Below are 20,414 nucleotides of genomic sequence, written 5' to 3' on the forward strand. Positions count from 1 at the left end.
CATCAGGTCGCGACGATCAAGGTACGTCAGAACTGCACCCCGACGCTTACGAACAGCGTGCGTCCCGGCGTATCGTACCCCGCCTGATGGGTATCGCTGGTGTTGGACGAAGGGACGCCGCGCTCCGAGCCGACGATACGACATTCCAACACCGCGCTACTCCACCATCGATATTATACGGTATCCTATACGCGTGGCGACGAAGTCAATAGTGGTCACATTGCTGACTGAGGAAGGCAACTGGGCAGACGCGCAACGGCCTTAGCTCACCGGCATTCATGCGATCTTGGCGCGCTTGACCGCCCTCCGATGTTGACGCGAAACACCCTTAGCAACACTGAGCCGCGTGCCAGCGTCCTGTACCGCCGAACTTCGGCGAATAGTCAGCCAGCCGAGATGGCCTGCCCGGCAGTGGCTCAGTCGCGTGGAGCACGCGCGATCACGGCCTGAGCCGGGCGAAGGCGAGCTTTCCATATTTTGGCCGATGGGTGTCCGGCAGCTAGGCCGGCAAGACGTCCCTCGATTTGCGCGACCTCTCGCTTGGCCGCTTCGAGCTCCAGCGGTGTCGGCGGGGGCTGGATATTGGCGCGCGCGCGTGCGCCGGTGCGTCCTTTGCTCTTCGTCATGGACGACCTGATGGTATCAGTCACTGGTTCGGGTCAACGAGAAACGGCATCAGAGAGACGGCCCTTGTCTGCGCGAAAACCCATGCTCGCGCGTTCTCGATCACACCGCAGAGCGTGATCGCGCCTCCCGCAACCACAGCTCTCCCCGTGCACCGACACCTGACTCACGTTGACGATCTTGGCCAACGTCACGCCCTCGAGCAAGGCGGACCTAAGTGAGGAGTAAATGCTCGGCGGGCAAGCAATCTGTCGTCTGTGCCCCTTGCAGCATCGGCAGCAGGTATATCTAGGTGCTGACAAAACTCGCGACGATCTCCGCCCAGGCTTCGGGCTGCTGATCCACGATATCGACGCCACCGCCCTGGAGTTCGACGAACGCGAAGTCCGGGCGGATCGCGTGCGCCCGGTGCGCCATCGGGTAAATCATATCGCCGGTGTTGGTGAGGATCATCGTCGGCTGCGTCACCTGGGCAAGGGTCTCCTCATGACGGTACTGAAATGCCGCGTGATGACCCCACCAGAATGCGCCACGCCCCGAAAACGCTTGAACGACGTACTCGCTCAACCGCTCCGGAGAGACCGTGCCCGCCGCGAAACCGTCGCGGATCATGAACAACTCGGTCAGATGCGTGCCGCCGGGACGCGGACCGAAGCTTAATTCCCATCGATGGCCCGTCGCCAGATAGTCTGCGCGCTCGTCTTCGGTCAGCGGCAGCGGGCCGTTGAGAATAAGTCTGTCCACGCGGTCGGCGAACCGGATGGCAACTTCGGTTGCGACGAGGGCGCCGGTGTGATGGCCGAGGATCGATGCACGATCGATACCCAAGGCGTCGAGCACGGGTGTGATGCCCCGCGCGTAATCTTTGACCTTTGGCACGAACGACGTCGGATCCGACAACCCGAAGCCCGGCATGTCGATGCCGATCGCCCACAGGCCGCGCCGCGCAAGTGGTTCATACACCATGTCGAACTGGCCCGAGGTCATCGGCACCTGATGCAGCAAAACGACCGGCACGCCGTGGCCAAGGTGCTGAAAATGAATCTGCCCGAACGGACCGTCAACATAACCACGCCTCGGCATATCAATTTTCTTCCGCTTCCCGCGTCCACGGATACGTCCACGCAGGGCGGACTCGGTCCGTTAGACGAATGTGACCGGCTGGCGGAATTCGGCAGCGCTGAGGCGCCCTCGTTCGCGCGTCAGACTTCATCCCGCATCATGCCGTAACGGCCAGCGACAGCCGATCAGCACTGCGAGCATTTGAAAAAGCGCTGCAGAGACTAAAGCGACCGACACGCCGCGTACCTGCGCCATCAGGCCGAACACGCCAGTGCCGATCGCGATCCCCGCTTCAGCCGCCAACAGGGCCACGCCCGTGACGGCAAGGCCGAGATTGGCAGCGATGCGGATCGCGCCACAGGCGACGACCATCGAAACGATCCGCACGGTGGCTTCATTCGACAGCGACTGCTGGAACGACCGGCAGACGAACGAGCCGAGAATTGATCCGATACCGAAGGGGGCGATAGTGACGGCATTGTCATGCCGACAAAATTGGATCGCGCTCATAGCTACCCGCACCCTGAGCGGTCGGGGGGATGATTCCAGAACAGGTCAGGATTAGATCCGCTGGAAAAGTGAGAGGGGGTGTTGCGCGATAAAGTGTTTTTCGGTGACCTGATGCTACCTCAAACGCTCTGCGCCACCGGCCTGACCAACCGAGAAGACCGACATGAAAGCGGGGTACGGCGAACTCAAGGCAGGATCCAGCGCGGTGAGCGCGGCGCTTGGCGCTGCGCGCAGGGCCCGCAACCGGCAACCACGCCAAGATCGGATTTCCAGTTTTGCATGGCCTCGACATGCTCTCTAAAAAAACTACAAACCATACATAACTCGCAAGAAACCACGAGTTCGCGCCATTGTATGACCTTCATATGCTGTGGTGGTTAGTCGCGATGCTGCGCGTACAGTTCTTTGCCGACCAGCGCGGACCGAGCGATTTCGCCTTGGTCGTGAAACGCCAGGGATGCCTCCATGCATTCCGCATCCCAGAAGCTAAGGTCTGCGTAACACCGCAGGGCACGTTCCAGCCTTGCGGCATGCGCGGATGTCGCCTCGATCATTCGGCGGGCCATCTGCACTTCGACAAAATCGTCCCCTCCGCCACCGGCAACGATTTTAGCATCTGCCGCGCGGCCATCGGCGGCCAGCAAATCCGACGCAATCCGGCGTGCCTGCTCGACAGCTCCGGCCATCGTTTCAATCATCGAAATTGCTGGCGTCGTCGCTCGGCGGGCGCCCGTGGAGCTGCGCCCAGAGATTGCCGGTTCCGGCCTCCTGCGCGCGGTTTACATATTGCGACGCGACGAGCCATCCCTTGATCGGTCGAAGCGGGAAAAGCGTACCAGCAATCATAATCGGGAGGGATGTGAACAGGTGCACCCACCACGGCGGATCGAACGCCACCTGGATCCAGACCACGAAAAACGCGAGCGGAAAGGCAACGATACACAGCGAGAAAAAGGCTGGGCCATCGTCAGGCGCCGCGAAGCGATAGTCGAGATCGCAACTCGCGCAGCGATCGGTGATTTTCAGCCATGACTTGAACATGGCACCCTTGCCGCAGCGAGGACACAGTCCCCTCCACCCGCACTTTAGTATCCATTGGAAGGAACTGCGAACGACCTCTTGGGGCACCATGACACCGTTTGTTTGCTGAGTGTGCCATACATAACCAATATGTATGGATATACAAGGGCGTTTGTACGCGGGCATCCGCGCCAGGCTTCGCATCTCCGTCCGATGATGCGATCCCAAACCAATAATTATGGCTGGGCGTAGAAGTCCGGTCTGCGCTCAGGATAAAGGAACCAGTCTGACCAACCGTATTGGTTCGATACGCTCGACACATTCGACGAATAACGTCTCGCGCGGCATGGCGTATATGAACAGCAAAGTTTACTTGAATGACTCCACTTACTCAACAAGTGATGTGATAGCTATTTAACATCCTTTAGGGCTAACTCACGTATATTTAACGATGCGACAGTTTTTGTATTATTTCAGCGAAAGATACTAATCGTTCTGAACAATAACAACCTTGCCAAACAAATCTCGCTCGGCAAACTTTCGCCAAGCTGCCTTCATATTATCGAACGTGTACGTGCTATCGATTTGCGGACGTATGTGGTGCTGCTCAACGACGCGTATCATGTCTGACAGATCACGACGGCTGCCAGTCGCGATTGGCCGAAAACTCGCTTGGCTCATGAATATGTCCATGAAACTTGGCATTTCGCCGTCAGCAAGTACGCCGACGAGCGATATCTGGCCGCCGATTGCGACAGCCTTAATCGACTGCGCCAACGTTCCGGGACCACCGACTTCGACGATGCGATCAACGCCACGGCCTCCACTCCAAGCCTTTGCCTGCGCCCCCCATTCAACGACCGTTTTGTAATTGAGCACATGGTCCGCACCGAGTGCGCGCAATTGCACGGCTTTGACGTCTGACGATGTCGTTGCGATAACCCTTGCACCGGCCGCCTTCGCCAACTGAACGGCGAAAAGGGATACGCCGCCCGTTCCCTGCGTCAGCACGACGTCTCCTGGGCCGACACCAGCCAATGCCGACCACGCCGTGACGGCCGCGCATGGTAGCGTCGCTGCCTCCGCAAACGAAAGGAAGGCCGGCATCATGACCAGTTCCTGTTCGCTCACGACGCGATATTCGCTAAGCCAGCCGTCCAGATGGATGCCATATTGCTGGGGAAAGGTCTGGAACGATCCGCCGAATCAGTCGGGCATAATTGAATTGACCACGTGATCGCCAATCGCAAAGCGCGTTACATGCATGCCGACGGCCTCGATTACGCCAGCGGCGTCGGACAGCGGGACTCGCCCTGCCTCGACCCCGAACGGCAACCAGCCCTGTAGGATAGCAAGATCACGAAAATTCAACGAATTGGCGCGGATTCGGACGAGTACTTCGCCCGCACCAGGCACGGGAACGGGCTCTTCGCTTAATTCGAGCCCATCCACGGACCCGATCGTCTGCATGCGGTACGTTTTCATCGAATGGTACTTTCCATGCGCCACACGGCGCTTTGCAGAGATCAGATTTCCCAGTCAGACCCTAGAATGATGCTGCAGAAATTTTCTCGGCGGAAGTGCGACGGGTTTTTCAGAGCGAGCACGTCTGCGTTGACCGTTCCGAAGGTCGTCAGCGGCCTTGCCGCCATGCCTTCTGCAAAGGCTTCGATGATATTTTCCTTGAAGTTCGCGCCCCGCGGATGATGCTCGCAGACATGGGCACGCTGTACGGCCGTGAAGTCGTGGTACCCGATCCCCAGTACGTCCATTTCGACCCCGGCGGTGACGAGCGCGATCGTGGGCCGCATATGTTCGGGGACGCCGGGCGTGGTGTGCAACGCGATCGCCGTCCAGACGTCTTCAATCTCACGCTCGGAAACATGATAGCTTCGCAAGAAAGCTCGCGCGGCATTTGCACTGTCAATCTCGAAGCGCAAATCTGTGCTCGCATGACTCTTGGTCAGGCCGATATCGTGGAACATGGCGCCGGCATAGAGTAGCTCGGCATCGTAGGGCAGGCGCCGGCGCTCGCCAGTAAGCGCGGCCCAGAGGAAGACGCGACGGCTGTGATGAAACAGCAAGTCGGTTTCGGTGTCGCGGATCAACTGGGTGACAGCGCGCGCCATGGCGCTGTCGGGTACGACTATATCGGCGATCGAGATTGTCATTGTCATCCTCTCGGGAGCAATTGGAGCCGCGGTGAGCCATCCCGCCAATTGGCAGTTCACTGGCGTGCACGGGGACGTCCAGGTTCGTGTAGCCGGAAGGCCGGATCTTCATCGTTGATATGCGCGCTTGCCCAGCGCAGCGGCAAGGCATCGAACGCTGCGTTTCCGGCCAATCTAACGCGGTTTTCAACCATCGGCGTCCAACGCGTATTGGCTTCTATACGCATGCGTCCGGAAGACTGCCTTTACGACGACGGCAGGCGCAGTTCTTGTCGGCTTTCTATCCAGCGAAGATAGGCCTTCGTAGCCGACCGCTTGCGTATCTCTCCAAGGATTAGCGCGAGGATTGGTGAAATCCTCGAACCACCTTTGCCACCCGTACCCAGCCGATGCATTTGCGCGGTCGTAATCGACTGAATGGCGACGCTTGCGATCGGCGCCTTCATCCATGACACATTGGGTTCGGGCGTAGCGGCGTCGCGGGTACGCCATGTGTTCGGAAGATCGGGATCGGCGGCAAGCGCGCGTCCCAGCCCGACCAGGTCGACGCCTGGTCGGCCGTCCTCGGCGTTGATGGCATCGATCGCCACCTCCCTGCGCCGGATACCACCGGTGACCATCACCGGCATTGTCGCGATCGCCGCGATGTCGCGGGCAAAGTCGATGAAATACGCCTCACGGGCACGCGTGCTGGCCGATCGGTCGCCGCCCTGCATTGCCGGCACCTCATAGCTGCCGCCCGACAGTTCGACGAAATCCACCGGCAACGCGTTCAGCCATGACACGACCGTGGCAGCATCGTCGGCGCCAAATCCCCCGCGCTGGAAATCCGCCGAATTGAGCTTCACGGCGATGCCGAATGCAGCAGGCGTTCGTGCACGCACCGCAGCGACGATATCCAGCAACAGTCGTGCACGGTTCTCCAGCGATCCGCCCCAGCGATCGTCGCGAATGTTGGTCTGCGGCGAGAGAAACTGACTGAGCAGATAGCCGTGAGCGGCGTGGATCTCGACGCCATCAAAACCGGCCTGCGCAGCAAGATCCGCGGTGGTCGCAAATCGCTCAATCACCTCCGCGATCTCGCTTTCGCTCAGCGCACGGGGTTTGGGGAACAGCTTCGAATGTCCGGCGATATGCACACCTATTGCAGACGGCGCCACGGCCTCCTGCCCCATCGAGACGTACACTTGCCGCCCCGGATGATTGATCTGCATCCAGATCTGCCCACCACCCTTCTGCCCCGCCATCGCCCAACGGCGAAACGGCGCGAGGTCCTGATGCCGGTCGAGGACGACCCCGCCGGGACCGGTCAGCGCCCGTGCGTCGACCATGACGTTGCCGGTGAGCATCATGCCTACCCCGCCTTCCGCCCAGCGTTCGTACAGTCGGATCATGGCGTCGCCGGGCGCGTGCGTAAGGGGCTCCGACATCGCCTCCGCCATTGCCGCCTTAACAAGCCGGTTCGAGAGTACGAGACCATTGGGAAGACGGAGCGGGTCGAACAGCGAGACGGGTATGGAGGTCATTGGACAGTCCCTTGAGCAGTGCGTGTCGACGCGGTACACCTTCAACCTATGTTTAAGGTCAAGCGCCGTACGAGGGCAGTATGAAGATCGGCGACGTTGTCCGCAGAACCGGCTTGAGCGCGTCGCGGATACGCTTCTACGAACGCACCGGCCTGATCCCCACGGCGTCGCGCACCGACAATGGCTACCGCGACTACGGACCCGAAATGATCCCGTTGTTGCGCTTCGTCGAACAGGCCCAGGCCCTTGGCTTCACACTGAAGGAGATCGCCGACGCGCATCCCGTGTCGGGTGAGCACCTCGTCGATTGCGGCGACGCCATCGTCTTGTTGAAGGGCAAGCTGCAGACGATCGAAGCCTTGATCGTCCAGGCCGAAGCGCGCCGCGAACGCATCATCGCATTGATCGACGACCTGGAGCGCTCGTCCCGGGCTAAACCCGACCGCTGATCATCTTGATGGTCTCGTCGGTATCCCACAGACCGTTCGCCATGTAGCGGAAGTTGATCAACGCCGAGAGATAGCCGTCGCCTTCGGGAATTTTCGGCGCGGCGATGGCATCGCGCACCACCGCGACTTCGAAGCCCTGCTCGAGAAATTCCCGCAGATGCGATTCGACACACATGTTGGCGAGCATCCCGGTGAGGACGATCTGATCGACGCGCTGCTTGCGAAGCTGGAACGACAGATCGTTGACCTGCGGCCCGTACAGCTTGTGCGGCGAGCAGATGATCGTCTTGCCGTCGTTGATGTATTTCTTGAACTCCGGCAGAAAATCCGCACCGGAATTGTCGAAGCCGTCGAGCGTGTAGGGTCCCTTGCGGTCGAAAATCCCGTTCTTGTGCTGGAACAGTTCGAGCGGACCCTGCACCTTCCAGTCGTGATCCCACGGGTAATAATGATGCGGTGAAATCGCGACCGTCATGCCTGCCTGTTTGGACGCCATGAACAGGCGGTGGAGATTGGGCACCACATTATGCTCGGTCACGCTCTCGCCGACCCATGGCCAGGCAAGCCCCTTGGGACTCATGAAATCCACCTGGGGATCGATCACGACCAGCGCCGCCCGCGTCGGATCTAGGCGCATGTTACCCTTCTCCAGCACTGGATTGCTCGGGTCCGCATATGGGCCCGCCTTTTTCTGTGCCGCACCAGCGGCTGTGGTGGCGCCAAGTCCTGCGACCGTCGTGGCCGCAGCCGCCCCCGCGATCGACCGCAGGAGGGAGCGGCGTTCCGTGTCGAATTCTTGCATCATGTATCTCCCGGGAGCGGTGCAACGACGGTCGCAACAGGATGACCGCCGAGGCACCAGCCAAGTCGGCGCAAACGCTGCGCCAGCGTCGAGGCGTGTCAGGCCAGCCGATCGAGCGCCGCGCGCACGCCGGCACCATAGTCGGGGTCTGCGCGCGTGCAGTTCGCGACGTGGCGCTCCTGTACCGGCACCGTGGCCCCGCCGACCGAGCGCGCGGTATTGTCGAACAGCAGTTGCTGCTGCCGCGCATCCATCATCCGGAAGAGATTGCCCGGCTGTTCGTAATGGTCGTCGTCGAGGCGGTGATCCCAATGCGCTGCGGCGCCGTCGATCTCCAGCGGTGGCTCGGCGAGATCGGGGCGGTCGATCCATTGCCCGCGACTGTTCGGGAAATAGCTGGTGGTGCCCCCGAGATTGCCGTCGGTCCGCATCTGACCATCGCGGTGATAACTGTGGAACGGGCATTTCGGCGCGTTGACCGGGATATGGCTGAAATTGACGCCGAGCCGATAGCGTTGGGCATCGGCATAGGCGAACAGACGGGCCTGCAGCATCTTGTCGGGCGAATAGCCGATACCCTGCACGATGTTGGCGGGGGAAAACGCCGACTGCTCGGTATCGGCGAAAAAGTTATCTACATTGCGATCGAGTTCCATTACGCCGACTTCGATCAGCGGGAATTCGGCGTGTGGCCACACCTTGCTGAGATCGAACGGATTGAAACGGTGCGCGCGAGCCTCCGCCTCCGTCATCACCTGAATCGACAATGTCCAGCGTGGAAACAGTCCCGCTTCGATGCTGTCGTACAGGTCGCGCGTATGGCTTTCACGGTCGCGGCCGACGAGTTCCTCGGCCTCGCCGTCGCTCAGATTCTCGATGCCTTGTTGCGTCTTGAAGGTAAACTTGACCCAGGTCCGCTCGTTGGCGGCGTTGATGAAGCTGTAGGTATGGCTCCCGAACCCGTTCATGTGCCGGAAGCTGCGCGGGATGCCGCGTTCGCTCATGACGATCGTCACCTGGTGCAGCGCCTCGGGCAACAGCGTCCAGAAATCCCAGTTATTGTCCGCGCTGCGCATACCGGTGCGCGGGTCGCGCTTGATCGCATGGTTGAGGTCGGGAAAGCGCAGCGGATCACGGAGGAAGAATACCGGCGTGTTGTTGCCGACCAGATCCCAATTCCCCTCCTCGGTATAGAATTTCATAGCGAAGCCGCGAATGTCACGCTCCGCATCGGCCGCGCCGCGCTCGCCTGCGACCGTCGAAAAACGCACGAACATCGGCGTGCGCTTGCCGATCTCGGAGAACAGGCCGGCCTTGGTGAAGCGCGTGATGTCGCCTGTGACCGTGAAATGGCCGTGCGCGCCGGCGCCCTTGGCGTGCATGCGACGCTCGGGGATCACCTCGCGGTTGAAGTGCGCGAGTTTTTCGAGCAGCCAGACGTCCTGCAACAGCGCCGGTCCGCGCGGTCCTGCCGTCTGGATGTTCATGTTGTCGATGACTGGCGTACCGGTCTCGTGCGTCAGGTTGGTCGGTGACTTGGCACTCGTCATGGCATAGCTCCTTCTGAGGAAATTCGGTGTTTCGGCGAGCGACAACGGCGTCGCCTTAAAAGTGCCGGCTAAAGTTCTTGGGTAATGAACTGCGCGCGACCGAGGCCGAACGACCAGTCGACGTCGGCATTCTCGACGAAGTAGATCATGACGTCCGACGACAGTATTTCGCACTCGATCGCCAACGCTTCGGTAAGCGATGCATAGAAGCTGAGTTTCTGCTCCTGCGTCCGAGGACGGGATACCAGCTCGATCATCAGGAAATCCTGGCTTCTCGGAATATCGAGGCCGGTATCCAGGGCGATGAGATGCGACGCGTCATGCTCGGTGACGACGTGATAGCGATCCCGTTCGGGTACCCCGAGCGTCGCGACCACGATCTCGTGCGTCACGTCGAGGATGGCCCGGATTTCCGCCGGGGATCGCCCCCGTATCATGTTGAATTTCAGTACCGGCATGCCGATTTCCTTCGATGCGGGGGACGGGATCAACCGTGCGCGAGTTGCACCACGGCCACATTGGCGGCGCGACGCGACGCGGCATCTGCTTCGGAGCCGAAAACGAGCTGCTCCAGCGTGACCGACCGGACGTTCGTAATGCCTATGAATTTCAGCCACATCAGCATGGAGGATTTCTGGTGGTCGAACTCGGCCTCCGGCGTGTCAGTGCCGGTTGCGAAATTCAGTCCGCGTGAGCAGATGAGTAGCGCCTTTGCATGCGCCATGCCGCTGAACCCGGCATCGTCGAAACGGAACAGATAGTCTTTCTGCGACACCAGATCGATCAGGTGCTTCAGCCTGTACGGGATGCCGAAATTCCACATCGGCACGCTGAGCACGATCTCATCGGCGCTGATGATCCGGTCGACCAGCGGTGCAAGTATATCCCACGCAGTCTGCTGGCGAGCGGTCAGCGGCACGCCGTAGATGCCGGCGTATTTGGCATTCATTTCCTCGATCCCGAACTCGGGCAGGTCTTCTTCCCAGACGTCGAGGGTATCGACGTCCAGCATCGGATCGACGTTGCGGAGCGCCGCGATGTACGTCCGTGCTACCTCGCGCGACGCCGATTGCTCGTGACGCGGAGACCCTACGATATGCAGCAGTCTGGTCATCAAAGTCGTCCTTTGGACAGTTCGGTGGCGGGCGGCGCCGAGTACGCGCCGCCGCCCGCCAAGCCGAGATCAGCTGCGAATGAAGGCGAGGATATCCGCGTTGATTACGTCGGGATGGATCGTCGCCATGCCGTGCGGATAACCGGGATAGGTCTTTAGCGTGGCGTTCTTCAGGAGCTTGACCGCGAGGTGCGCAGAATGCTCGATCTGTACCAGCTGGTCGTCCTCGCCGTGCAGCAGCAGGACTGGCTGCGAGATCCGCTTCAGGTCGTCGGTGAAGTCGGTTTCCGAGAACGCCTTGATGCAATCGTACTGCGCCTTGATGTCGCCGACCATCGCCTGGCGGATCCAGTTGTCCGATACTGCCTCGAGAACCTTCGCCCCAGGTCTGTTGAACCCGTAGAAGGGCCCGGTCGCGATGCTGCGATACAGGTCGGCCCGGTTTGCGATGACCGCCGTCCGGACCTCGTCGAAGTGCGCAATCGGAAAGCCGCCGGGATAGCGCGGCGTACCGAGCTGGATCGGCGGTACCGCACCGATAAGCACGGCTTTGGCGACCCGGCCGTTGGCCCCGTATTGCGCGACATAGCGCGTTGCCTCACCTCCGCCTGTCGAGTGACCGATATGTACCGCGTTGCGCAAACCAAGATGCGCCGTTACCGCGGCCACATCGGCGGCATAGGTGTCCATGTCGTTGCCGTGCGACGATGGGCTGGATCGGCCATGGCCACGACGATCATGCGCCACGACGCGGTAACCGCGCTCGGAAAACCACATCATCTGGTTGTCCCAGTCGTCGCCACTCAGCGGCCAACCGTGATGGAAGACGATGGGCTGACCTGCACCCCACTCCTTGTAGAAGATCTGCGTGCCGTCCTTGACCGTGATCGTGCTCATCGTTGCGTCTCCGGAATGGTAGGATGAAGCGCGCGCGGGCGCTTTCGTAAGGGCTGCGCCTGCTATCGCGGAGCTTGCGACGACCGACGTTGCGGCCGCTGCCATTCCGACGAGCATGCTTCGACGCGACCCTTGGATCGGGCCTTCGCTGCTTTTGTCTGGTTTGATCGGCATGGTCTGGTCTCCGCACGTCCGGCAAAATCGCTGCGCTGCAGCAATTTCATAAATGGCAGGAAGCACGGCCGTGATCGGCAAAGACGACAAACAGGCGAGGTATTAATGACAAAGAACGGCTAATGCGGCGCTCGGCGCGCTTTGGTTGATGCGATCGCTTGCCGGAAGGACGCAATTCGGCTTTCGGTTCGTTCACGCAACGACTTTCAAACCGGAGTTACACATGGCCGATACCAACCCCGCCCTCGCCACGCCGAGCGATCTGGCGAGCAACAGCACCAAGTCGGTTGCAGACGCGCTGAACGCCGCGCTCGCCGATTGCTACGCGTTGTATCTCAAGACCAAGAACTTCCACTGGCACATGTCAGGGCCGCATTTCCGCGATTACCACCTGCTGCTCGACGACCAGTCCGCACAGATCCTCGGCATCACCGACGCGATCGCCGAACGCGTGCGCAAAACCGGCAACATCACGCTTCGCTCGATCGGTGACGTTTCGCGCCACCAGACGATAGCCGATAATGACATGGCGTTCGTCGGCCCGACCGAAATGCTCGGCGAACTGCGCGAAGACAATGTGAAGCTCGTCGACCAGTTCCGGATCATCAAGGATGCAGCGGACGCCGCCAAGGACAACGCCACGAGTGGCATCGTCGACGAATGGACGGATCAGGCCGAAGAGCGCGCCTGGTTCCTGTTCGAGGCCAGCCGCAAGAGCTGAGGATTACGCGAGAAGAACCGACCGCCTGATTCGACCGATGCAGACAGCGTCCACGCGATCCTGCATGATCCATGGACGGGCCGATGCGCAGCCTATCAGTCTTGAAAACTGGCTCTGTAACGCGCCGGCGAAACGCCAAGCCGGCGCGCGAACACCAATCGCATGTGCTCGGCCGTACCGAAGCCACAGTCATAGGCGATCGCCTTCAACTGCAAGATGCTGCCCTCGAGCAAATTGCGCGCTAAGTCGACACGGGCAGCTTCGACGAAATCATGCGGTGACATCCCGGTCTCGCTCATGAACAATCGAGACAGACTTCGGCTGCTTATCCCACCAATTTCGGCGAGGCGTTCGGTCGACAACATCTCTCCGATATGCGCCATCACATAGGCTTGCACTTTGCCAACGGGTGAGTGCTCGTCGAGCGCGGTGGCGAGAAAAGGGCTGAACTGCGACTGGCCGCCCTGGCGCTGCGACTGCACCACAAGCCGCTTCGCGACGGACCGCGCGATCGGAGCACCATGATCTTGTGCGACCAGCGAGAGGGCCAAGTCGATCCCCGCAGTTACGCCCGCCGAGGTCACCAGTTTTCCATGCTTCAGGAATATTCGGTCGGGATCGACGATCGCCTCGGGAAACATCGCCGCGAGTTTGCCCGCATTCTGCCAATGGGTGGTGACATTGCAGCCATCCAGAAGTCCGGCGTGACCGACGACGAACGCACCAGTGCAAATCGAGCCGTACAGATCCGCTTCCGCACAGCGATCTTGTAGCCAGGCGGTAACGATAGCGTCGGCCGGCGCAGAGGGCAGTTCGGGCCCGCCCGCGACCAGCACGAGTGAGAAGACCTCGTCTGTCTCACTGAAAGTCTGATCGACCATGATCCGCATCCCGTTGGACGATCGAACCGGCGGGCCATCGTGTCCGACGACCGAGATTGCATAGTGTTCCTCAGGGGTAAGAAAGCCGTTCGCCTCCGCCAGCACGTCCAGAGGACCGGCGACGTCGAGTGCCTGCACGCCATCGAAAACAACGATCGCGACTTTTCGAATGGTCATAAACGACGCCTCATTGGCAGGAAAAGCAGGCCGTCTCTCGTTGCTGCAATCGGCTTTGAGCGTGCACTATCGTCGTCACATAATCTCGACACTGATTGTCGGAGATCGATGCCAATCGGAGGCCCACGGCGATGAACATCATGGTAGATCGTATCTATGCGGCGAGCGAACCTACGGCAGTGCTGTGCGCTCAAGATCTTACCGGCCAGCACAACGACGACATGCTCGATCATGCCTTGATGGATACGTTTCCTGCGAGTGACCCGGTGTCGTCGAACATCTTCAACTGATTGCAGTAATATAGCTGCGGAAATGGTCGTTGCTCCTAGGTCGAGCGCGGCCACGGATGCGCGATCATGAAATTCGACAGGCGCACTATATCATACAAGCTTAGTAAACCTAGGTTAATAATCCGGACCCGTTCAATGTTCAGAATAAAAAGCAGTAATTATGCGCAGTTAGGCTTGACCAATACCATCGAATAAATGGACGTCACATAAACTGGATTGTGCCATGTCTTTGATAGCGAACATCAAAATCTATTAATCAAGGGTTCCAGCCATATGGAGCACGACCACCCCGTTGAGATCGGCATTGTTCTGCGCGACAAGGCGATGCTGGGTATCATCCACGGCCTGACCGATCTCTTTCGCATCGCGGATGATCTAAACCGCGAGCGTCAGGGGTGCGATGCGGCTGCCATCCGCGTTTGCCACTACGCCAATACTGGCGCCGGGCATCGTACGGACGTTCGATTCACTGCCGGAAGCAATCGCGCTTAACGAACTGCAGAGCCCGAGCTTCGTCATCATCCCGCCCTGCCAGACTGCCGCGCAAGGCAGTCTCACCGATCCGACGTGGTCGAACTGGCTCACTGCACGGCATGCCGAGGGTGCCGTCCTGGGATCGATCTGCGGCGGCACGTTCCTGCTCGCACAGACCGGACTGCTGGACGGGCGCAGGGCGACGACGCACCTGTTATGTGCACCCGATCTCGCAACGATGTATCCAGCCGTCGATGTCGACGTTGATGCGCTGATGATCGACGACGACGACATGATCACCGTTGGTGGAGTGATGGCATGGACCGATCTCGGTTTGGTCATCGTCGAGCGATTACTGGGTGCCGATGCGATGCGGGATACCGCGCGCTTCATGATGATCGACCCACCCAATCGGCAGCAGCGTTTTTACAGGGTATTCTCGCCCGACATGGAACATGGCGACATCGCCATTTCGAAAGCGCAGCATCAAGTGCATCTGCGCGCGAACGGCCGCTACAAGGTGTCAGACATGGCGGCGTGGTCAGGCCTGGAAATTCGAACGTTTATTCGCCGCTTCCACGCCGCGACGGGCTTGCGGCCCAACGAATATCACCAACAGATGCGGATCGAGAACGCCAGAAAACTGCTGGAAACCACGACCGTGCCAATCGCCAAAGTCGGTTGGGATGTCGGTTACGACGACGTAGCGTCATTTCGTATGCTGTTCGCCCGTCTGACCGGACTGACACCGAGCGATTACAGGAAGAGATTTGGGTACGGCGCTAGTCCGGCCCCTCAAGCCATCTTCCCGGGTCCCACACGCCTCAGTGACACTTATGGGGTCGCCACATAAGACCATTACCGATCAGCGCCTATTTCCAATCTTGCGGCAACTTGCTTCGGTCCTACCAAGAACCAGTTGCTTAGTTTGCCATCATGTAATGATGGCGCCGCACTAACCTGATTTGAGATTTACAATCCTCAAGCGCGCTCGTCGATGCGCGAATTAGCACGTTCACGCTCGAAATATGAGCATATATCGATAGTTGCTTCGGAACTACACATGATTATACGTGATTTTGCGCGACAACTGTTTGTATTTATACCAGCTATATTGATTATATCCTTGCTATACGGTTTCGTCATGCCTTGGCATACCAGAGATGTAGATCGCTTCCTCGCCCCATGGCTCGATCACATACTGGCAAACGGGCCGATACGGTCGCTGGGGCAGGAGTTTTCAAATTATTCGCCGCCGTATATTTATATCCTCTCAGCGGCGAGCATGTTGTATCCGCTGGTATCCAAACTCTACGTCATAAAGCTCGTGTCGATCCTGGGTTCGGTCGCTCTTTCCGCGGCGGTCTACTGGCTTGTTCGGCATTTTCGCGGACCACGCTCTTCCTCGATGGCCGCAACATTCCTCATCCTCATGCCGACGGTGTGGCTGAACGGACCTTTGTGGGGACAATGCGATGCCTTTTGGGCGGCGGCCGACATCGTCGCACTCGCCGCGGCGCTGCGCGCTCGATGGGTCGTCATGGCGTCGGCGATCGGCATTGCCCTATCGATCAAGTTGCAGGCCATCTTCATGGCGCCGATCATGGTGTATCTGCTCGCTTCCGGGCGAATGTCGTGGAAGATTATCCCGGTGCCCGCCGTGACTTACATCGCCATGCTCACCCCGGCCTGGATGGCGGGACGGTCGGCGTGGTCCCTACTTTCGGTCTACTCGGGCCAGGCGCATTACTACACCAGACTTTCGAAGGGCGCTCCGAACGCCTGGACCTATGTCGAAGGGCTCGATCTCGTCTCCTACTCCCACGGAGTCCTGATCGGCGGCGCTCTGGCGGTGATGGTATGCGTCGTCATGGGTCTTCTCGGCCTGCGCTCGAAGCTCCACCAAAGCCCCGCTCTCCTGCCCGTCGCGCTTTTCGCGGCTACGGCTCTACCGTATGTTCTGCCGAAGATGCACGATCGCTATTTTTTTCTTGCCGATGTGCTCGGCTACGCCTGTGCGGTAATCTATCCGAGCAAACGCGCCTGGAAGATCGCGGTATTCATCCAGCTGGGATCAGTGTTCGCCTGTGCCCATTACCTGTTCCATCTACCCGCCGGGGCTCCTATCGGAGCGATATTTACCACAGTCGCACTGATTCTCATCGTCCGAGACATACTCAAGGCCGCTTGTCCGAAGTTGTCTAACGCCGGGACCCGCAAGGCTCAGCTTTCCCAAAAATTGCGTGGTGTTCCGAGAAAACGAGCCGGCCTAGAACCTGTCCGCGATGGTGGACTCGGGTCGGTGTGAACCATCAACCGTGAAGACCTGACTTCTATTCCTTGCGGCGCGGAGTCAGAATGCCTCTGACAGAAGAGGGAGGCGTTTGGTTGTCTATCAGCGGGCGGGGCTGGGAACTTCATGTCGTCAGGTCGCATGAGCGGCATCATTCGGATCGGACGCGGACGGTTGGGGCGCTATCAAGTATACCGTGATGGCGTTCCCATTGCGGGTTTAGCTGGCTCGACCGCTGAGCCGGGCGGCCCCGGTGACAATGGCGCTGCCGATTGCGGCCGGAGGGTTGAAGCAGAAACTTATACCTTGGCCACGCAAGACGGAGATTCTGAGGTGGCCCCCTAAATGACCTGACAGGGCCCCGCTCTTAGATAAGAGTGAGGCATATGACTGACGGTACGACCAGGCGTTACAACGATGGCGAGGTTCTCTCCGGTGTTCAGCGCCGGAGGCGGTGGACACCGGAGGAAAAGGTCCGGATCTTCGAGGAGACGTATCTACCGGGGATGAGCGTGTCGCTCGTCGCCCGCCGGCACGGCATCGGCGGCAATCAGATCTTCACCTGGCGGCGCCTGATGGCACAGGGTGCGCTGACCGCCGCGGCAGCTGGCGAGGAAGTCGTGCCGGCGTCCGAGTACCGTGCGCTCGAGGCGCAGGTGCGCGAACTACACCGGCTGCTCGGCAAGAAGGCCATGGAGAACGAGCTACTCCGCGAGGCCGTGTCCCGGGCCGCAGGCCCAAAAAAACTGCTGTTGCGCTCGACCTCGTTGCCACGGGATGGACGGTGAGCGCGGTCGCAGAGGCGGTCGGAATTGCTCGCCCACACCTGCCCGCAATGCGCCATCGCCCAGCACCTCGACCACGCGGACGACCGCCGCTGCCGGATGCCGAACTGGTCGCCGACATCCGCGCGCTCGTCGCCGATCTGCCAACGTACGGCTATCGCCGAGTTCATGCTCTGCTGCGCCGGGAAGCCGAGAAGACCGGGCGCGAAGCGCCCAATCCGAAACGCGTCTATCGCGTCATGAAGGTGCACGGGCTACTGCTACAGCGGGACGGCGAACGCCGCGAGGAACGGCGTCACGACGGCCGCGTCGCCGTCGATCTGCGCAACACCCGCTGGTGCTCCGACGGGTTGGAGATCACCTGTGACAATGGCGAGAAGGTGCGCGTCGCATTCGCGCTCGACTGCTGCGACCGTGAAGCCATGGGACACGTGGCGACGACGGGCGGCATCACCGCTGAGGACGTCCAGGACTTGATGGTCGTCACCGTCGAGCATCGCTACGGACAGGTGAACCGCGTGCCTGAACCGATCGAGTGGCTTACCGATAACGGCAGCTGCTACACCGCTCGCACCACGCGCGCTTTCGCCCGGGACATTGGACTGATCCCGCGCACGACCCCGGTCAGCAGTCCTCAATCGAATGGCATGGCGGAGGCGTTCGTTCGCACCCTCAAGCGCGATTATGTCCGCGTGAACCCCAGGCCAGATACGCAGAGTGTCATCGACCAACTGCCTGGCTGGTTCGCCCATTATAACGAGGTGCATCCGCACCGCGCTTTGCGCTATCGATCACCCCGCGAGTTCATCGCGCAAACCTGCGAGGCCCTGTCAGGCCTTTAGGGGGCAACAACACACGGGAAGCTGGCGTCAATGCTGTCGCTATGTGCTGGAGCGGAAACGCAAAAAGCCTCCGCGGCGGTGACCGAGGAGGTGTTGCAAATCAAGGTGGTTGCGGGGACAGGATTTGAACCTGTGACCTTCAGGTTATGAGCCTGACGAGCTACCGGGCTGCTCCACCCCGCGACATTCGCGTTAGCGAAGGGGGTATGAGACATGGTGAATGGGTTTAGCGTTCCTGTGTATTGCCGCACGGGCTTCAATGCCTGGCGACGACCTACTCTTCCATCGCTTGAGCGATAGTACCATTGGCGCAGTCGGGTTTCACGGCCGAGTTCGGAATGGGATCGGGTGGGACACCGACGCTATAGCCACCAGGCAATGGAGCCGGTGCGACGATACGTTGGGAATGCTTTGGGTACCCCGTCGGAGCTTTCGCTGGGACGGGGCTTAAAATCGATACCGTGCATGGTTTGTAGTGGTATTTGGACCAATCCCTCGACGGCGAGGGGATTGGCAATCTGGCGTTCGACTTGTTCATCCGCACGCATCGTGTCGCTACTGGTGACCCAGTGTTGTCATTGATGGTGTGAGACTCTCAAGCGCGAATAGAGCAATTAGTATCGGTTAGCTCCATGCGTTACCGCACTTCTACATCCGATCTATCAACGTCGTGGTCTCCGACGGCTCTATGAAATCTTATCTCGAGGGAGGCTTCCCGCTTAGATGCTTTCAGCGGTTATCCCGTCCATACATAGCTACCCAGCTGCGCTCCTGGCGGAACGACTGGTACACCAGAGGTATGTTCAACCCGGTCCTCTCGTACTAGGGTCAACTCCTCTCAAATTTCGACGCCCACGGCAGATAGGGACCAAACTGTCTCGCGACGTTCTGAACCCAGCTCACGTACCACTTTAATTGGCGAACAGCCAAACCCTTGGGACCTGCTCCAGCCCCAGGATGTGATGAGCCGACATCGAGGTGCCAAACAACCCCGTCGATATGAGCTCTTGGGGGTTATCAGCCTGTTATCCCCGGCGTACCTTTTATCCGTTGAGCGATGGCCCTTCCACGAGGGACCACCGGATCACTATGACCGACTTTCGTCTCTGCTCGACTTGTCAGTCTCGCAGTCAGGCGGGCTTATGCCATTGCACTCTAACAGACGGTTTCCGACCGTCCTGAGCCCACCATTGCGCGCCTCCGTTACTCTTTAGGAGGCGACCGCCCCAGTCAAACTACCCGCCACAGAGGGTCCCTGTTCCGGCTTACGGAACGAGGTTAGACATCAGAAACAAACAGGGTGGTATTTCACCTATGGCTCCACATCAGCTGGCGCCGATGCTTCAAAGCCTCCCACCTATGCTACACAGTTTCTTCCTAATGCCACTCTGAAGCTGCAGTAAAGGTGCACGGGGTCTTTCCGTCTAACCGCGGGTACTCCGCATCTTCACGGAGAATTCAATTTCGCTGAGCATGTCCTGGAGACAGTGGGGAAGTCGTTACGCCATTCGTGCAGGTCGGAACTTACCCGACAAGGAATTTCGCTACCTTAGGACCGTTATAGTTACGGCCGCCGTTTACCTGGGCTTCATTTCAGAGCTTGCACCCCTCCACTTAACCTTCAGGCACCGGGCAGGCGTCAGGCCCTATACGTCGTCTTGAAGCCGACTTAGCAGAGCCCTGTGTTTTTGCTAAACAGTCGCTACCCCCTGGCCTGTGCCCCCTCAAAGTGCTTGCGCATAGTGAGGGCCTCCTTCTTCCGAAGGTACGGAGGCAATTTGCCGAGTTCCTTCAGGACACTTCTCTCAAGCGCCTTGGTATACTCTACCTGACCACCTGTGTCGGTTTCGGGTACGGTCTATACGGTGGGGCTATTTCCTGGAACCATTTCGAAGCCATCCCAATCCGATAAGGGATGACAACACACATGATCCGTCACACACCACCAGGCCCACGAATATTAACGTGGTTCCCATCGACTACCCCCTTCGGGCTCGTCTTAGGGGCCGGCTCACCCTGCGCGGATTAGCCTTGCGCAGGAACCCTTGGTCT

At 59.6% G+C, this 20,414-nt stretch carries 22 protein-coding genes, 1 tRNA gene and 2 rRNA genes (1 of these 25 running past the window's edge); 6 read left to right on the plus strand and 19 right to left on the minus strand.

Annotated elements, in window-relative coordinates; all coding sequences use genetic code 11:
* Nucleotides 1-26 precede the first annotated feature (26 nt).
* The 10 genes from AC3D24_RS06545 to AC3D24_RS06590 all read right to left on the minus strand — a co-directional run bounded on the left by AC3D24_RS06545 (nt 27) and on the right by AC3D24_RS06590 (nt 6,913).
* On the minus strand, nt 27-152 hold the full coding sequence (locus tag AC3D24_RS06545) for a hypothetical protein (RefSeq protein ID WP_489029220.1): 126 nt from the start codon (nt 150-152) through the stop codon (nt 27-29).
* A gap of 264 nt (nt 153-416) precedes the next feature.
* The gene (locus tag AC3D24_RS06550; RefSeq protein ID WP_489029222.1) at nt 417-626 is read right to left on the minus strand and encodes a hypothetical protein; all 210 of its coding nucleotides are present in this window, start codon (nt 624-626) and stop codon (nt 417-419) included.
* A gap of 286 nt (nt 627-912) precedes the next feature.
* Entirely contained in the window at nt 913-1,707 is a 795-nt protein-coding gene (locus tag AC3D24_RS06555; protein WP_489029224.1) for an alpha/beta fold hydrolase, read from the minus strand.
* 126 nt (nt 1,708-1,833) lie between these two features.
* Nucleotides 1,834-2,196 carry a hypothetical protein gene (locus tag AC3D24_RS06560; protein WP_489029226.1) on the minus strand — a complete coding sequence of 121 codons (363 nt, stop codon included), beginning with the start codon at nt 2,194-2,196 and terminating at the stop codon, nt 1,834-1,836.
* A gap of 377 nt (nt 2,197-2,573) precedes the next feature.
* Nucleotides 2,574-2,894 (minus strand): hypothetical protein, encoded by a 321-nt coding sequence (locus tag AC3D24_RS06565; protein ID WP_489029228.1) that lies wholly within the window; start codon nt 2,892-2,894, stop codon nt 2,574-2,576.
* Nucleotides 2,887-3,327, minus strand: coding sequence for a DUF983 domain-containing protein (locus AC3D24_RS06570; protein ID WP_489033078.1), 441 nt, complete (start codon nt 3,325-3,327; stop codon nt 2,887-2,889). Before AC3D24_RS06570 ends, AC3D24_RS06565 begins: the two co-directional genes overlap by 8 nt.
* 375 nt (nt 3,328-3,702) lie before the next feature.
* Entirely contained in the window at nt 3,703-4,347 is a 645-nt protein-coding gene (locus AC3D24_RS06575) for a zinc-dependent alcohol dehydrogenase family protein (protein WP_489029230.1), read from the minus strand.
* Between the two features lie 75 nt (nt 4,348-4,422).
* Nucleotides 4,423-4,701, minus strand: a complete 279-nt coding sequence (locus tag AC3D24_RS06580; RefSeq protein WP_489029232.1) for an alcohol dehydrogenase catalytic domain-containing protein — start codon at nt 4,699-4,701, stop codon at nt 4,423-4,425.
* 41 nt (nt 4,702-4,742) lie between these two features.
* A complete protein-coding gene (locus AC3D24_RS06585) occupies nt 4,743-5,387 on the minus strand; it encodes an HD domain-containing protein (protein ID WP_489029233.1) in 645 nt (214 codons plus the stop codon).
* A gap of 245 nt (nt 5,388-5,632) precedes the next feature.
* Complete coding sequence (locus AC3D24_RS06590; protein WP_489029235.1) at nt 5,633-6,913, minus strand: NADH:flavin oxidoreductase/NADH oxidase family protein; 1,281 nt, start codon at nt 6,911-6,913, stop codon at nt 5,633-5,635.
* An 80-nt stretch (nt 6,914-6,993) separates the two neighbouring features.
* Between AC3D24_RS06590 and AC3D24_RS06595 the strand changes: the two genes are divergently transcribed.
* Entirely contained in the window at nt 6,994-7,362 is a 369-nt protein-coding gene (locus AC3D24_RS06595; protein ID WP_489029236.1) for a MerR family transcriptional regulator, read from the plus strand.
* On the opposite strand, the gene AC3D24_RS06600 is transcribed toward AC3D24_RS06595, so the two are convergent.
* From AC3D24_RS06600 to AC3D24_RS06620, 5 genes are all read right to left on the minus strand, one after another.
* A complete protein-coding gene (locus tag AC3D24_RS06600) occupies nt 7,346-8,164 on the minus strand; it encodes a cysteine hydrolase family protein (protein WP_489029238.1) in 819 nt (272 codons plus the stop codon). The genes AC3D24_RS06595 and AC3D24_RS06600 overlap by 17 nt on opposite strands.
* Before the next feature lie 98 nt (nt 8,165-8,262).
* Entirely contained in the window at nt 8,263-9,714 is a 1,452-nt protein-coding gene (locus AC3D24_RS06605) for a catalase (RefSeq protein ID WP_489029240.1), read from the minus strand.
* 68 nt (nt 9,715-9,782) lie between these two features.
* Nucleotides 9,783-10,172, minus strand: a complete 390-nt coding sequence (locus tag AC3D24_RS06610) for a tautomerase family protein (protein WP_489029242.1) — start codon at nt 10,170-10,172, stop codon at nt 9,783-9,785.
* Between the two features lie 29 nt (nt 10,173-10,201).
* Nucleotides 10,202-10,828 carry an FMN-dependent NADH-azoreductase gene (locus tag AC3D24_RS06615; RefSeq protein WP_489029243.1) on the minus strand — a complete coding sequence of 209 codons (627 nt, stop codon included), beginning with the start codon at nt 10,826-10,828 and terminating at the stop codon, nt 10,202-10,204.
* 69 nt (nt 10,829-10,897) lie between these two features.
* Complete coding sequence (locus AC3D24_RS06620) at nt 10,898-11,725, minus strand: alpha/beta fold hydrolase (protein ID WP_489029245.1); 828 nt, start codon at nt 11,723-11,725, stop codon at nt 10,898-10,900.
* A gap of 397 nt (nt 11,726-12,122) precedes the next feature.
* Between AC3D24_RS06620 and AC3D24_RS06625 the strand changes: the two genes are divergently transcribed.
* Nucleotides 12,123-12,620 (plus strand): Dps family protein, encoded by a 498-nt coding sequence (locus AC3D24_RS06625; protein WP_489029247.1) that lies wholly within the window; start codon nt 12,123-12,125, stop codon nt 12,618-12,620.
* Between the two features lie 95 nt (nt 12,621-12,715).
* Here the strand turns inward: AC3D24_RS06625 and AC3D24_RS06630 are convergent, their stop codons facing one another.
* Nucleotides 12,716-13,678 carry a GlxA family transcriptional regulator gene (locus AC3D24_RS06630; protein WP_489029249.1) on the minus strand — a complete coding sequence of 321 codons (963 nt, stop codon included), beginning with the start codon at nt 13,676-13,678 and terminating at the stop codon, nt 12,716-12,718.
* A gap of 131 nt (nt 13,679-13,809) precedes the next feature.
* Between AC3D24_RS06630 and AC3D24_RS06635 the strand changes: the two genes are divergently transcribed.
* The 4 genes from AC3D24_RS06635 (at nt 13,810) to AC3D24_RS06650 (ending at nt 18,362) form a co-directional block, all read left to right on the plus strand.
* Nucleotides 13,810-13,968: a hypothetical protein gene (locus tag AC3D24_RS06635; RefSeq protein WP_489029251.1), complete on the plus strand. Its 159-nt coding sequence runs from the start codon at nt 13,810-13,812 to the stop codon at nt 13,966-13,968.
* Between the two features lie 400 nt (nt 13,969-14,368).
* The gene (locus tag AC3D24_RS06640; RefSeq protein WP_489029253.1) at nt 14,369-15,295 is read left to right on the plus strand and encodes a GlxA family transcriptional regulator; all 927 of its coding nucleotides are present in this window, start codon (nt 14,369-14,371) and stop codon (nt 15,293-15,295) included.
* Between the two features lie 210 nt (nt 15,296-15,505).
* Nucleotides 15,506-16,750, plus strand: coding sequence for a hypothetical protein (locus AC3D24_RS06645; RefSeq protein WP_489029255.1), 1,245 nt, complete (start codon nt 15,506-15,508; stop codon nt 16,748-16,750).
* A 371-nt stretch (nt 16,751-17,121) separates the two neighbouring features.
* Nucleotides 17,122-18,362, plus strand: a protein-coding gene (locus AC3D24_RS06650) for an IS3 family transposase (RefSeq protein WP_489029257.1) whose coding sequence is annotated in 2 segments (ribosomal slippage) — nt 17,122-17,466 and nt 17,469-18,362 — 1,239 coding nt in all. Because the reading frame shifts where the segments join, the coding sequence is not laid out codon by codon here.
* A gap of 106 nt (nt 18,363-18,468) precedes the next feature.
* Here AC3D24_RS06650 and AC3D24_RS06655 read toward each other — a convergent pair.
* The 3 genes from AC3D24_RS06655 to AC3D24_RS06665 all read right to left on the minus strand — a co-directional run.
* Nucleotides 18,469-18,545, minus strand: a tRNA-Met gene (locus AC3D24_RS06655).
* Nucleotides 18,546-18,623: 78 nt separating this feature from the next.
* A 5S ribosomal RNA gene (gene rrf / locus AC3D24_RS06660) occupies nt 18,624-18,738 on the minus strand.
* 218 nt (nt 18,739-18,956) lie between these two features.
* Nucleotides 18,957-20,414: ribosomal RNA gene (locus AC3D24_RS06665) — 23S ribosomal RNA — on the minus strand; it runs 1,338 nt beyond the window's last position.

This window comes from Sphingomonas sp. SL1004, from assembly GCF_057815015.1.